The 13,446-nt window shown below is 52.0% G+C and carries 12 protein-coding genes and 1 pseudogene; 2 read left to right on the plus strand and 11 right to left on the minus strand.

Features of this window, described 5'->3' with window-relative positions:
- Nucleotides 1-2: 2 nt before the first annotated feature.
- A complete protein-coding gene (locus EY643_RS01405) occupies nucleotides 3-1,127 on the plus strand; it encodes a class I SAM-dependent methyltransferase (protein WP_170287232.1) in 1,125 nt (374 codons plus the stop codon).
- A gap of 67 nt (nucleotides 1,128-1,194) precedes the next feature.
- Here EY643_RS01405 and EY643_RS01410 read toward each other — a convergent pair whose 3' ends face one another.
- The 10 genes and pseudogenes from EY643_RS01410 to EY643_RS01450 all read right to left on the minus strand — a co-directional run bounded on the left by EY643_RS01410 (nucleotide 1,195) and on the right by EY643_RS01450 (nucleotide 10,007).
- Nucleotides 1,195-2,385: a serine hydrolase domain-containing protein gene (locus EY643_RS01410; protein ID WP_170287233.1), complete on the minus strand. Its 1,191-nt coding sequence runs from the start codon at nucleotides 2,383-2,385 to the stop codon at nucleotides 1,195-1,197.
- Between the two features lie 200 nt (nucleotides 2,386-2,585).
- Nucleotides 2,586-3,641, minus strand: a complete 1,056-nt coding sequence (locus EY643_RS01415; RefSeq protein ID WP_152660528.1) for an AraC family transcriptional regulator — start codon at nucleotides 3,639-3,641, stop codon at nucleotides 2,586-2,588.
- A gap of 15 nt (nucleotides 3,642-3,656) precedes the next feature.
- Entirely contained in the window at nucleotides 3,657-4,409 is a 753-nt protein-coding gene (locus EY643_RS01420) for a sulfotransferase family 2 domain-containing protein (RefSeq protein WP_152660529.1), read from the minus strand.
- A gap of 464 nt (nucleotides 4,410-4,873) precedes the next feature.
- On the minus strand, nucleotides 4,874-5,929 hold the full coding sequence (locus tag EY643_RS01425) for a succinylglutamate desuccinylase/aspartoacylase family protein (protein WP_152660530.1): 1,056 nt from the start codon (nucleotides 5,927-5,929) through the stop codon (nucleotides 4,874-4,876).
- A gap of 41 nt (nucleotides 5,930-5,970) precedes the next feature.
- On the minus strand, nucleotides 5,971-6,429 hold the full coding sequence (locus EY643_RS01430; RefSeq protein WP_152660531.1) for an ATP-dependent zinc protease family protein: 459 nt from the start codon (nucleotides 6,427-6,429) through the stop codon (nucleotides 5,971-5,973).
- On the minus strand, nucleotides 6,426-6,749 hold the full coding sequence (locus EY643_RS19740) for a cation:proton antiporter regulatory subunit (RefSeq protein ID WP_240732926.1): 324 nt from the start codon (nucleotides 6,747-6,749) through the stop codon (nucleotides 6,426-6,428). Before EY643_RS19740 ends, EY643_RS01430 begins: the two co-directional genes overlap by 4 nt.
- Nucleotides 6,726-7,649: pseudogene (locus EY643_RS01435) on the minus strand (ATP-grasp domain-containing protein); the annotation flags it as partial. The gene EY643_RS19740 and the pseudogene EY643_RS01435, both read right to left, overlap by 24 nt.
- A 258-nt stretch (nucleotides 7,650-7,907) precedes the next feature.
- Nucleotides 7,908-8,561 carry a hypothetical protein gene (locus EY643_RS01440; protein ID WP_152660533.1) on the minus strand — a complete coding sequence of 218 codons (654 nt, stop codon included), beginning with the start codon at nucleotides 8,559-8,561 and terminating at the stop codon, nucleotides 7,908-7,910.
- Nucleotides 8,562-8,650: 89 nt separating this feature from the next.
- A complete protein-coding gene (locus tag EY643_RS01445; RefSeq protein ID WP_152660534.1) occupies nucleotides 8,651-9,094 on the minus strand; it encodes a hypothetical protein in 444 nt (147 codons plus the stop codon).
- Complete coding sequence (locus tag EY643_RS01450) at nucleotides 9,084-10,007, minus strand: glutathione S-transferase family protein (protein ID WP_170287234.1); 924 nt, start codon at nucleotides 10,005-10,007, stop codon at nucleotides 9,084-9,086. The genes EY643_RS01445 and EY643_RS01450 overlap by 11 nt, the downstream gene beginning before the upstream one ends.
- A gap of 80 nt (nucleotides 10,008-10,087) precedes the next feature.
- Here EY643_RS01450 and EY643_RS01455 point away from each other — a divergent pair, with 80 nt between their 5' ends.
- The gene (locus EY643_RS01455) at nucleotides 10,088-10,690 is read left to right on the plus strand and encodes a TetR/AcrR family transcriptional regulator (protein WP_152660536.1); all 603 of its coding nucleotides are present in this window, start codon (nucleotides 10,088-10,090) and stop codon (nucleotides 10,688-10,690) included.
- Nucleotides 10,691-10,702: 12 nt separating this feature from the next.
- Here EY643_RS01455 and EY643_RS01460 read toward each other — a convergent pair whose 3' ends face one another.
- Nucleotides 10,703-13,147 (minus strand): CehA/McbA family metallohydrolase, encoded by a 2,445-nt coding sequence (locus EY643_RS01460; protein WP_152660537.1) that lies wholly within the window; start codon nucleotides 13,145-13,147, stop codon nucleotides 10,703-10,705.
- Between the last annotated feature and the right edge of the window lie 299 nt (nucleotides 13,148-13,446).

Consider the following 13,446-nt stretch of genomic DNA (forward strand, 5'->3'; position numbering starts at 1 on the left):
ATATGGCCAAGAATTCGCTGTCTATACGGAAGATTATGCTTGAGGAATCGGCTAGTTCTCCAGACTTTCAATACTTGTTGAGACAAGTGGAGACAGAAGCCCTTAAAGTCTTCGATGAAGTCGTTGTCGCTACGCTTGTCCCCGGAAGGGTCTACCAACCTGTTGATACAACCCATATCTTGCTGATCGATGAGCAGAATGTGTATGTGTCAGCGGCAAGCTTTGAGAAAATGTTGGCCTGCGATTCGGAGATATGCCTACCTTTGAGTTTCAATGCACTTTCTGGCGCTGCTCTGGTGGAAGGAGTGCATACGCAAAGGCATTACGAGCGGGCAGAGCGCCTATTGGAAGCTTGTGCGGTGCCCGATGATGAAGAACGAAGCGGGATTCATGTTGCACTATACAAAGCTGAGACATTCAATAAAGAGTGCCGAGGTCAGATGATAGACAATGTGCACGCTTACCAGAGTGCTTCTGAGGCATGCGAGACTGCCACTGCTGGATTCTACTACTTGTTCAGTGATTACTACGGTAATCAGCGTCTGGATATATTGGATAGACTGCCCGTCGATGCGCAAACAGTTCTTGAGGTTGGTTGCGGTCGTGGACTAACAGGCAAGGCCATCAAAGAACTCCATAATTGTCATGTAACAGGCATTGAGTTGAATCCAGAGGTGGCAGAAGAGGCACGGAATCACTTAGATGCAGTTATTTGCGCAAATGTGGAAGATCTTCAAATTTCCCAAAACTATGATGTCATCATAGCTACTGAACTATTCGAGCACTTGGTAAACCCCGAAGAGTTTCTCGTGAAGAGCTATGATGCCTTGAATTCGGGAGGCTGCCTTATCCTGACTGTTCCTAATGTCGGTCACTATCAGGTCGTTGAAGATTTGCTTGCAGGGCGTTGGGATTATGTAGCCTCGGGATTGTTGTGCTATACGCATCTTCGCTTCTTCACACAAAGTACGCTCGAGGATTGGTGTATTCGTTCGCCGTATACAGAGTATTCCATTGAACGACAAACAGGTGACCTGCCGGAGCGGGTGAGTCGGTGGTCTCAGGTCGCAGAAACTGACCAAGAAAGCCTATCGACCTTGGGATTCTATGTACGGCTAGTCAAATAGATTTTCTGAGCGTTGGCAGCGAAGCCACATGTGCAACTTTCTTTCGAATCTACTAGATCCCGTACGTTCAATACAGGTCCTTTCTATTGGCTAGAAACTCGCTGGCTATTTGACGATAGACTTTAGCGAAATCCCAGAATTCCTCGGTATTGATATTGGCGTTTACAGCAATAACGGCTTTGAACTCAGGGATAACAATTAGCCAGCTCTGGCCACCCCGCGACACACCGCCGTGATGATAGGTCGAGGTCGTTTCACCGCCGATGTCATAGGAGCCCCGGCGCCAGCCGAGGGCATATTTTTGCTCGTTTATTTCGCCATTTGTCAGTCTCTGAGGCTGCCAGATCTGGCTGACAATGTCAGAGCGCAAATAGTTTGGGTTAAAGTAGCCCGAACCCAGGCGAACCAGATCACTGGATGTCGAAATAAAGCCGCCGCCCGCCAGGCGGTGGCTCAGGTCGACTTTGCGCCATTCGCGCAGTTTTCCCGGTTCCAGCGCTTCATCTCGCCAGTAGGGAGTAGCTAGTTGTTTCCCGTCTCCGTTCATCGTGGTCGCGTGCATCTGCAGGGGCCCTAGGACCTGATGCTCGACCCATTGTTGGTACTCAACCTTACTTGCCCTTTGCATGAAGGCACTCAGTAGTACGGTACCCAGGCTGGAATAGCTGAAGCTTTCTCCCGGCACAGATAGCAAGGGAGTGTCGTCAAACAAGCTGACAGCGTCTTCGACATCATCGTAGTGCTTTTGTAAGCTCATGAAGTGATAGAGACCGGCAATATCTTTTGTGTCTCTGTAGTGAGGTAGCCCTGCCATATGTGAGGCTAACTGGCGCGGTGTTATTTGACCCCATTGTGGATTAGGTGTGGGCTGCAATACGCTATTGAGCGGTTGATCCAGATCGATCAGGTCGGCCTGCATCATTCTGCCCAGTGCGGTGCCGGTTAGTGCTTTGGAAGTACTGCCAATCCTGAACTGGGTATCGACTGTGGCCGGTTGCCGGCTTTGCAAATCGGCCCATCCGGCGGCGCCTGCCCATACATGTTCGCCATCTATGGCAACAGCTGCGGTGATGGCCGGGGCATTGATGAGTTTTCTATGCCGCACAAGCGCCGCCAGAGCCAGATCCCCTGCCTTGGCATAGTCGGGATTGCCTAAAACTTGCTGCTGGGGAGCGTCCGCCGTAAACGACATCCAACCAATGGGAAGGTGCGGCCACCCTTTCTGGTGGCTCATAAACCCATACAAGGGCCACAACATAGTGATAATCCAAAGAAATACACCAGCCGAAATAGACCGGATTAGCAGGTTTCGTTTCAGCAGAATCATTCTCAGCTCTCAGATAATTGCGGTTGTAAATACTGCAGTAGAGCGTGCTGTAGAGAGCTGGAAAGCGCCTATCAAAAACGAAAAATGATCGTGCAATTTCTAAATATCTAATTAAAACAGCCGCTTATGATCTACGTTTGTGCTCGGTAACTACTGGGTGAAACCCCGTATGATTCTTTGAAGGCGCGATTAAATGAAGAAATCGAGCCGTAGCCAAGGTCATAGGCCAGGTCAGTTATGGCGAGATCCTCGTTTTCTGTGAGCAACTTGCAGGCCAAAGGTAGTCGGTGGTCGTTCAAGTAGTTCGAAAAGTTTCGATACCCAAGACATTGGTTGATCAAACTGCGTAAGCGATGCTCCTGTGTGTTCAGTCGCTCCGCCAGCCGGGTCAGTGTGAGTCGAGATTCAGTGAAACCCTGATCATTCATGAATGCTATCAATTGTTGGTAGAGCGCCTGATGTTGCACAGGAATCTCACTCGCAGTGACAGCAAGGGCAGGGCTTGGCTCCGCTTCTGATTTTGGTTCCTGATCTCTATTCGCTTCTGTCAGAAAGAATACGCCTAGCGCAGTGGACAAGGAAAGCAGTAGCCCTGCCCCTGTGATAGAACCTATCTCACTGCGCATAAAAATGGCGCCGCTGATCTCGCTTGTTATAAATATGGCCATAACAGCACAGGCGGAAATGATTAGCATCGCGCGTAGGCGGCGCCGGGCATCGACGAGGTCATCACGCCATTGGCCAATACAAAGATAGACCAGGTGACAGCCCGCTACGACAGCGAGCCAGTGATTCACGTCGTGATAAATACCCTGGCCTTCAAGAACGATAAAGAAATAGGCGTGCCAGATAAGGTATATGCCTCCAACGAGCCCCCACCAGCTTTGCAGGCGAATGGGCCGTGCCAGATCCGAAAGGCTAAGAGCGCCATAGGCCCAGAAAACAAATGGCAGAGCATCAGTGAAGGCGAGCAAAACAGGGCGTAGCTGCAGAATCCATGGGGGCCGATAGTTGCCCGTCAGTAGAAGGGCGCAGGTGCAGCAAAACAGCAGGCAAATGAGTAGCAATCGTTCGGCGTCAACTCGTCGATGTCGAACTGGCTGCCATGCGGCTAGACAAATGAAAAGCAGCAGCTGCCCAAGGCACATCAAGCGCAGGCTGAAGTCAATCGCGACAAGTTCCGGCATCAAGGGTCCCAGTGATCAGCTGCCGGAACTCTGGCGTAGCAATTGTTTTATGCTATTCCGAATTACTTTTCTCAAAGGCAAATTTTTGGTGAACACTAGTTTGTACCCAAGAGCATTGAAGTCTTCTTTGTAGCAACGATAAATTAGCTGCACTGTCTTCAAGTCCAGCTGCTGGGTCCAGTATTTCTTCTTCGATTTTGATCCATGATCCCGAATTTTCGGTTCGACGTAGTCGAGTTTTAGATCGGATAAAACATGTGACCAGTCGGAATCAAAATGCTCAACTTTCATACAGTAATTTAGGCGTACTTCGGGATTAATTTTCAACCCTGAGTTGAGGTATGACTCAGCTGAAAAATCGAAATAATCCTTCTGAGCGGCACAGGTGTGGAAAACATCAAACTCACTCAGCCCGATCTCTTTTGCGATTTCGAAAATCTCAGATCTATCTGTTCCTCGCCTAAAATGTTGCCTTGTGATAAGAACTCGTTCCAAATATTCTCGAAAGCTGAGAGTTTGTCTTTTGTAAAATTCCTTGGATTCATGTGATCTATTACTATGATTGTAGGCAGACAAAATTCGGGTGATTGGGTGTCGAACTTGGCCGAATACATAATAATCACTGTGTTGATTCAAGGCATTGGCAAGCCGCTCCCACCTTAAATGCGGAGAGGTGAATTCGTCATGGAAGGACTGAGAGCGTGAAATAGTTGTGCCTCCAGCTTTTGGAACGTGAATAAATATGCACTTGTATTTGTGGCTAATCAATTTTCTTACCTGACATGAATCTTGCCAGCGTGGGTGCCTGCTATTTGAGAGCTAAGATGGTATCTCTATGTGAGGCTTGAGAGGCGGGCGCCCAGCCTTATCAATAGTAAAAAAGGCGCTTCCTCGTAGTTAAGAAGTCTACTCCAAAATCTACTTGCAGCGCGAATTTTGGCTAGACCGCAGATTTCCCGCTACGGGCAGCTACACGGCAGCGTGGGCATTACGCTGTAGCTTGAATCGCATTCGCCTGCGATTTTATTGAGGGAATTTTTGGTGACGGATTTCTAGTCGTGTTCCTGCGAGCTCTCTGCCAGCGCCGACACGGTGAAAGTGCGTAGGCGAGCGCCGGAACTTACAACAAAACTGGGGTGAACTGTGTGGCGTCGAAGGGTAAGGGCCATGCAGTTAGATTCGCTAGCAGCGACTTCTGTTTAAGTTGGAATATCCAGTCGCACCCGTGGATGTCAAAAAATCGGTGTCTCGGTGTCAGGGGGAATTTCCTGATAACCATCATCCGGTTGGTGTTCCTCGGTGAACACCTCTACTTGCTTTTCAACCTTCCCAACTTTGCGCCCATATTGAGCGATATGAAAAGTAGCATCGCCTTCGTAAACAAGCGGCAGGTTGGTGCGCCCGATGACCACGCCGGCGGTTTCCGCGACTATAGGAGTCTCTGCCTCTCCAAGAGGGTCGGCCACCACTGCGATTGTTTGGCCTTTCTTTACTTTGTCGCCCAGCGGAACGTACGCTCTGAGAATCCCGCTTTCGGGTGCGCGTACCCAACTCGTTCTATCGCTAACAATAGGGTCGGGAGAAACTTTCTTGCTACGTGATGCAGGTAGCATCTCGATAGCCCGCATTACATTAAGAACGCCTTTTACGCCAGCACGGATATATGTTTCTTCGAATCTCAGGGCTTCTCCAGCTTCGTATAGGATAACCGGAATGCCAGTGTCGCCTGCACATTCGCGTAGAGACCCATCTCGTATTTTCGAGTCTATGGCTAGCGGTACGCCGAACGCCTTCGTCATGGTAAGAGCGACTGGCTCGTCGAGATCTGCTCGTATCTGAGGGAAGTTACTGCGATGCCGTGCGCCGGTGTGCAAGTCAATACCGTGTGTACACTTGCGCACGATCTCGTTTACGAATGTATGGGCGACGCGTCCTGTGAGAGACCCTTTAGCTGAGCCCGGAAATGAGCGATTCAGGTCTCTGCCGTCAGGCAAGTAACGCGTGTGGTTCAGAAACCCATAAACATTCACTATGGGGATGGCGACCAGTGTTCCTCTGAGGCTCTTGAGCGATTTGTGCTGTAGCACCCGTCGGATTATCTCTACACCATTGATTTCGTCACCGTGGATGGCGGCTGAAATGAACATGGTTGGCCCTGGCTTTTTGCCGCGAACAACTTGTGCAGTAATTGACAGGTCATCGTGGGTGTACATGGGGGCTACAGCAACATCAATGGTTCGACGCTCGCCCGGGGCAACTGAGATGTTGTTGATGATTAGATCGGTCATTGCAGGTTTCCGCTATGAGGATTCTGAAAATTCACGATTGCTCATTGAGGCCTTTGGCGGACTCTCTTGCGCCTGCCTTGCAAATAAGACTGAGCAGGATCTACCAGGTACTTACCCCGAATCGCGCTGCGCCCTAGCAGACACCTGAACTTCATGGTGTCACGATCAGTTAGCGTGACCTCTACTCGTTGGCTTTGGCCGCCAATCAGCACTTCCGTGTCAATAACGTAGCGAATCTCCTCGTGACCGCCTGAGTCACGTACCGACCGGCGGTCCTTTACTATCGCCTCGCAAATCACTTCTGTCTCTGTGTCGTCCTGTTCGGGATGTATACCAAAGCGCACCCAGGCAACACCTTGACGTTCGAATGGCTCGACAACGTACGCGTGAAGGCAGCTCGTTCTGGCACCAGTGTCGACCTTGGCCTTGACCTTGGCGATACCAAGCTCGGGAAAGCTTAGCCACTCTCGCCAGCCAAGTGTGTTTTCTGAACCACTCATACTTCCTCCCGGCCTTCCAATTCGTGATCCTCGGGAAGTAGATCGGTATCTAGATCCTGGACTTCGGGGCGTCGCTTACGGCGCACCCGGGCTGGAATCATGTCGCGCATAATTTCCAGTTTGCCGAAGCAAAGGAGCTTATCACCGGGTTCCAACACGCGGTCTTTGCGCGGGTTGGGAATGATCTTGTTACCTCGGTAAAGCGTTAGCACATTCACGTCCATCTCGCGAAGTTGCGTTTCAGCGACGGTCTGACCGATGAATTTGGATCCGTCGGGGACATATATTTCGGTTACTCCGTAGCCCTTGCTGACTGTCAATCGTTGACGTAGATCGATCTCTGGAAAGTCGACCTGGGCGGCAATGTAGTCAATGACCGCCCCTGCTACATCCAGCTCGGTGCAGCTCTCAATCCCCTCAAGGCCAGGAGAGGAGTTCACTTCCATGACCTGGGGTCCATTGGCACCTTCCAACATATCCACCCCCGCTACACGAAGCCCAAGGATCTGGGCGCAGCGTATTGCGGTTTCCCTGTATCTTTCGTCCAGCTCGATGGGTTCCGCCAATCCACCGCGATGGACATTGCTACGAAACTCCTGCCCCTGGGCAACCCTGCGCATTGCAGCGACTACCTGGTCTCCCACGACAAATGCTCGTACGTCCTTTCCTTTGCTCTCGGCCACAAATTTCTGGATGAGCACGTTCTGTTTCTGGCTCTGCAACAGCTCGATGATAGACGCAGCCTGCTGCACGGACTCGGCCAGGAGCACCCCTATACCCTGGGTTCCCTCTATCAATTTAATAATGACGGGGGCACCACCTACTCTTTCAATGGCGGGTAGAACGTCGTTCTTATCGCGGACAAATGTCGTTCTGGGTATTCCAATATGGTGGCGACTGAGAATCTGTAAGCTTCGGAGCTTGTCCCTGGAGTCGCCAATTCCGTGCGCGGTATTGGCACAGAACACGTCCATCTCCTGGAATTGGCGCACAACTGCCGTGCCATAGTACGTAATTGAGGCACCGATGCGAGGGAGTACTGCGTCATAGTTGCTGAGAGGTTTCTGTCTGAAATATAGGTCAGGGTTGCCCCGGTCCAGATCGATAGCGAACTTCAGCGTATTCAGTACTTTTACTTTATGGCCGCGCTGCAGGGCTGCTTCCTTCAGACGACGGGTACTGTAGGCATTGGGGCTACAAGAGAGTATGGCTAGCTTCATTTGTGACTGCCTCTGTTCCAGGCTCGGATCCCGAATTGGGAACCGCTAAAGAGGCGGACTTTATACTCCGGAAATCTCTGGAGGACGCACAAAATTTTTTGTGGCTTATTGCCGGTTTCTTGGAGGGCACTCGACCATAAATAGTCGGGGGCGATAGAGCCAGGCGGCGTAAATTATAAAAACCAAATAAAAATCAATATGATGGCGCTTATGGTGGCTTGGGTGGTAGTAGCTGAGCGCCATTTCCCACCCGCCGGGTCACTGCCGCCGCCGACTGGCCATGAGCCCCACTAGTGCAACCAGGGCTGCAATGGGCAGTGTCACCTGGTCCAGAGGCACTGGTAGAGCGCCTGCATCTGGCGATAATGGTTCGCCGCTTATCTGCCATAAACCCGCGGCTGCACTAGTTGAAGCTGATGTACGGTAGTAAGGCGTACCGAAGTTGTCACATCCATCTGCGGTGGAACTCGGCCCACAGAGTGCGTCCAAGCCAAAGTCCTCGGGCCCTTCATCATTAAGGGTTGCTTCAATTGTCTGTCTAGGGCCACCACCGTCGGTGTCACTGAAGGTCGCTCTGATTGACCATTCCGTGATCGTCCCGAAGGCGTCGGTTGTGAACCGGAAGCTCGATTCGGAGACGTTGGCGTCGGTCAAGGTGCTCACGCCATCGGTAAACACGAACGACAATGGCGTCACTTTGATGCGGTCCATGTTGGGGTCGAGATAATCCGCTAACGTGATCGTACCGCTCACACGATCGGCCGTGGTGTGCTCCTGGGGAATGGGGACCGTGCCGCCAGGATCGAAGCTGGTGAAATTGGCACCGGTGTAAGTCAGTATGACCTGCGCGTGGGCTCCCAGAGCACTCAGGGCAAACAGACCTGCAATGATGCTTTTAGTTATCGTGTTCAATACGGTCACCTTTGATTGTGAATTTGCTTACGCATAATAATACGAGGTTGCGGGTGTAGGATACAGAAAGTGTGTGTACCCGACCGCCTCTAGTTTAATTTTGAGCAGGGCTTGTCGACTCCTGTAAAAGCGCGATGGAGCAAGTATCCGCCAACTGCGATATCAACAACCGCACAGAACATCGGATACCAGGCAAAGACACCTGCGTTAGTGAAAAATACGTCGTGGTAATAGTCATAGAGGCCATGACTCAGCCATGCAAAGCCGAGCGCACATAGCATGAACCTGGATTTGGTGCGCCAACTAAGATAGCCGGTAAGGAAATAGGGCAGGCCGACAAGCGCCTCGAGCGCTATGACGTTCGCATCCCCGGCCAAGACGCCGAATAACATGTACCAGACAGGTAGGCTGGCTAGAAAGAAAGGCCATGCCCAGTCGTCAAGTCCTCGCTTGCGAATCATGCAGATGGTCGGCACAACAAAGACGATACCGAACACAAGACCGAAAACTGTATAAAAGGAGTCAGGTAACACGCATTAACACCTCTCGTTTCAGTCCGATCCCCAGTAGATTCTCCAGCCTGGCTTTGAATTTAAAGGCGGAACTCATGAGCCGGTGCTTGCCCATAACGCCCTCCCTGAACGAAGGTCGCTGTGAAATGCGCTGAAACCAGGCAAAGTAGAGAGGGAAACATTGTTCGAAAGGATAGCCGCATTCTATCAAGCGCAACGTCTTCATGGCCCATATGACGTCAGCCATGGTGAGGTCACTCCCGGTGAGGAAATCCCTGCCGTCTGATAGTCGATGTTCGTGGTCTCTGAACGCCGCATTAAGTTTCTCCAGGTGCTCTTCATAGATAGTTTCGGGTATAGATTGCCTATCGTAGCCCTCATAGAAGTTGACCAACTGCTCGGTATCGTTGCCGTTCTTAAGCAGGTCGCGCAACTGCTCCTCATCTTCTTTTGACAGTCTGGCAAGCCCTCGTAGCCCCCAGCGAAAAGTGACGAATCGAATCGACCGATGTAGTTCCTTACCCAGACGGGTGAGTCCTGTCGCGTCTTCCATCACAGCGGTATCGTTTTTTGGTACAAGAGGGGCGCCGCCGAATGCCTCGTCCAGGTATTCGACGATGTCCATTGATTCAATGTGCAGCCTCCCGTCATGGACTAAGGCAGGCACAACCAGATTGGGTTGAATCAGTGCGTACGCTTCTGTCAGGTGATCCTTCTTTACCAGCGATACCTGGCGGCTTACCCAGGCCCCTTGCTGCCCGGCGCAGCTCACAGGATCACCGGCATCAAACTTGACCTCTCGTCCGCGACTGAGGCCTTTTTCATGCAGTGCAAATCTTACACGCTGGGCGCAGGGCGCACCGTCATAGTGGAACAAGTGCACCCCTTCCAGCTTGCCAGCGATCGGGCTTCTGGGGTGTTCGATCAAGGCCATTATTCTCTCCTGTATTAATAATGTATTGTTTCGCATAAAATAACGACACGTCAATTTTTATTATGCGAATTGGTACATATATGCCTCGAGGTAGACCAAGAAAATTCGATGAAGACCTGGCACTGATGGGAGCCATGAACCTGTTCTGGGCGAAGGGTTTATCGGCCACCTCGCTCGATGACCTGGCGATAGCGATGAGTATGAATCGGCCGAGCATCTACAATGCCTTTGGTAATAAAGAAGCCATATACCGGAAATCGCTAGAGCGTTTCTGTGGTCAGCTTGATCAAGAATTACAGTCAACCCTGAGTTCGGGAAAGTCACTGGTGGGTGCGCTACACGCCTTTTTTGACCAAGCGATAGACGTGTACTGTAGCAGTCAGCCCCCGCTGGGCTGTTTGATGATATGTACGGCGCCGAGTGAGGCAATCAATCATCCTGAGGTTGGCGATGACCTTAAGGGGCTAATCAAGCGCCTGGATGCGGGTTTGACCGATCGCCTGGTCAGAGCCCAGCACGAGGGAGAGTTACCGGAGGCGGCACAGCCCAAGTTGGGGGCGCAGTTGCTACAGGCAACATTACAGAGTATTGCTTTGCGAGCCCGGTCCGGGCATAGCAAGACTAGCTTGCGAAAACTGGCTCGCTATTCGATTAATCTGATTGTGTCGGATAAGGGGGGGTAGGCCCAGAATCTGCTACTGCTCGAGCATCTGCCGCGCCAAGTTAAACCGGCTGTACAATTTGTCCATCGGCTTGTCGCCATAAGCCTCTCTCGCCCGTTGTTCAATTGCATCAAGTGCGAGTGCTAAGTCGGTGGCACTGGCGGAAAAGGCATCAGGGTCAGTGCTGCCGATCTCGCCAATCCAGATGGGCTGGCTGTGAGCAAACGGCTGCTTCAACATGGCAGGCCAGGGGTCATCGAGCCATTGTGTACTGTAGGCGCGTGCGGCGATCCAGCCGCCCGCCGGCAGATTTACCGTGCCCGTCAGTGTTTTGGATTTACCGGCGGCCACGCCTGTATGAGTCGTTGCGACTTGGCCATTGACGATAATTTCTACTCGGTCGACATCCGAGGTGCTCGTGATATCCAACGACCAATCCCGGGTGCCGGTAGCAATCACATCACCAGGGCGCGCATCGCTACTCACTGTGAACAGCAAAGCCGGTCCAGTACTGAGAAATCCTCGACCCGCTGCTGTTGCGGCCAAAACGCTGTCAAAGTCATCCTTTCCATCTCGCAATGGAACAAAGTTGCGTGCTGTCCCCAGGGCTGGAGTGCGATAAAAGTCGACCCATCCGTCGGTGCCGGAAATGCCGGGCACGGCTCTCCCTAGATTCAGCAGTCGATACCATAGCTGCACGTTCCCCATTGGTCCATCCCAGCCAGAGATAACCTCAAATCCGATGCCGTCTTGTAGAATGAGTTCATGTAACGCGTCGATCATCCTGATTGAAACCCCAGGGTTTGCAAGTGGGTCATCTGATGGAATGCCCGGGTGAACGAAAGTGGGGAAAGCACCTATGCTTTTTGCGTAATCAATGACGTCAGCATTGGCAAGGTTGGGGTCGCCCAGAACGGGATTGCTCGGACCCCAAAACCAGGGCTCGTAAGGGTCTTCTATACCGATAATGCCGATGTGCCCGTGAAAGTGCGAGCGCACCTCCTGACCCTGATCGACAACGTGGCTTCCCTGCTGCGTTCGCTTTCCTAGAATGTCGCGATCGATGCGCCTTTCCCACCGATTCCAGGACATCAACGCCGTGTGCTCCAGGTCTTCGCCTGCCATTGCTCGCAAGGCATCCTCGTGCTTTGCGCGGCTGGTGCCATCCCCATTCAAATGGTTGTGATAGTCAGCCGAGGCATATCCTGCTTCTTGCGCGCTCCATATCGGTGTTAGTTGTAATGTGGCTTGCGCTTCGCTGCCATTCTTCACGGTCAATTCTGTAGTTTGAACAGGGGTGAAGAATCCGCGCGTGGCTTCGACTTTGTAGCGCCCAACGGGCAGCGAAAGTTTGGTGTCTCCTTCCACATAGAAATAGGTGCGGCCTGTCTTCGTATCCATGTAGGTGGCGTCAGTAGGTGAGGGCACGGGATGTCCGTTCTCTCGCGCAAGGGAAACGCGGGCTGTTGTTGGTCGCCCTTGGCCATCGACCACGCTGATACGCGCATTGCCGGTTGCCGCTCCATAGTCCCAGTCTTCAATGGTGAGGGTTTGTACTTCACCACCGTAGGTGTTGATCCGTTTCAGGTGAAACTGGCGGTTGTCATCTGCCTCAACGAAATAGACATGATGTCCACTAGCGCTGAAAGAAGGTGTTAGCGCATAGCGGGAGCCATCGGTTAAACGATGTCGTACACGCGTGTCGTTAATGTCCATCGTCCATAGGTGGTAATCTGTATCGATCGGCGCACTGTAGACGATGAGTGGCAGCTCTGGGTGAACATCGGCGGTTAAGTGGTAGGTCAGTGTTTCTGCATGAATGATTTCATCTTTGCCGCTCTCAATATCATGTAGTCGTAGTGATCGATGTGGGTCCTGGGCATCCAGGTAGACGAACGCTGCGCCTCCAGGTACTCGCCGGATATTGCGCTCTACTTGGTCCAGTTCGCTGAGTTGTTGTTCCTTACCTGACGCCAGGTGATGGCGCCAAAGATCAACCGAGCCGGTGGTGCTATTTGCGTAAAAAAGATACTCGCCATCCGCTGAGAATTCGGGGTCCAGGTCCAGGGCGGGAGAGTTGATGCTGCGCTCTTTTCCGCTCTCGATATCGCGGACAACGATGCCGGTATCACTGCCATAGTCACGCACGAAGGCGAGCTGCTTTCCTTCAGGTGACCAACGCGGGCGCGAATCAACATATTGACTGTCGGTCATGCGTGTCGCGGTGTTGCGCGACAGGTCAAGCAGCCATATCCAGCCTTGCGCTGCAAAAGCCAATGTTTTGCCGTTGGGCGCGGGGGCAGGATCCGTAGGCCCATGCGCCATGGCGGGCAGCTCATGTTGTTCAAAATAAATCTGATGGCCATAGTCGTTCAGCTCTGGATAGCGATCCGGCATTTGGGCGCTGGCCTGTGGCGCAATCGCAATACAACTCAGCACGAGGATGTTGAAAACTTTCGATGGCTTACAAGCTGTCATATTTCTACTCTTCTTTTGTGTTGCTGCGTGGACCCTGGCTCGGAACCACCAACTAACGGAAGGCCATACCGATGAAACCATGTACGCTATCCGGCTTGGCTATGGACGTGTTGAAGGTGGGGTACACAAAGTAAGCGCAGGTTGAACTCTCACTGTCAACCGGGCTCTGGCACGAGTAAGGCCTACTTTCTGTATGACTAGCGCATTGAGTTCTGGGGCGGCCCCATGATCGGAGCTGGGCGGTTGCTTGAAGGTTTTACCCTAACTACTATCAACTGAAAGAGTTAACTAGTCAGATT

Origin of the sequence: Halioglobus maricola (assembly GCF_009388985.1) — a bacterium.
GTDB lineage: Bacteria > Pseudomonadota > Gammaproteobacteria > Pseudomonadales > Halieaceae > Halioglobus > Halioglobus maricola.

Excerpts from the sequence above, each read along its gene's own strand:
- EY643_RS01450 (WP_170287234.1), bottom strand. The coding sequence starts at position 10,007 with ATGGCCTTGATCGAACACCCCAGAAGCCCGATCGCTGGCAAGCTGGAA.
- EY643_RS01405 (WP_170287232.1), top strand. The coding sequence starts at position 3 with ATGGCCAAGAATTCGCTGTCTATACGGAAGATTATGCTTGAGGAATCG.
- EY643_RS01410 (WP_170287233.1), bottom strand. The coding sequence starts at position 2,385 with ATGTTGTGGCCCTTGTATGGGTTTATGAGCCACCAGAAAGGGTGGCCG.
- EY643_RS01430 (WP_152660531.1), bottom strand. The coding sequence starts at position 6,429 with ATGAGTGGTTCAGAAAACACACTTGGCTGGCGAGAGTGGCTAAGCTTT.
- EY643_RS01455 (WP_152660536.1), top strand. The coding sequence starts at position 10,088 with ATGCCTCGAGGTAGACCAAGAAAATTCGATGAAGACCTGGCACTGATG.
- EY643_RS01425 (WP_152660530.1), bottom strand. The coding sequence starts at position 5,929 with ATGACCGATCTAATCATCAACAACATCTCAGTTGCCCCGGGCGAGCGT.
- EY643_RS01415 (WP_152660528.1), bottom strand. The coding sequence starts at position 3,641 with ATGCCGGAACTTGTCGCGATTGACTTCAGCCTGCGCTTGATGTGCCTT.
- EY643_RS01460 (WP_152660537.1), bottom strand. The coding sequence starts at position 13,147 with ATGACAGCTTGTAAGCCATCGAAAGTTTTCAACATCCTCGTGCTGAGT.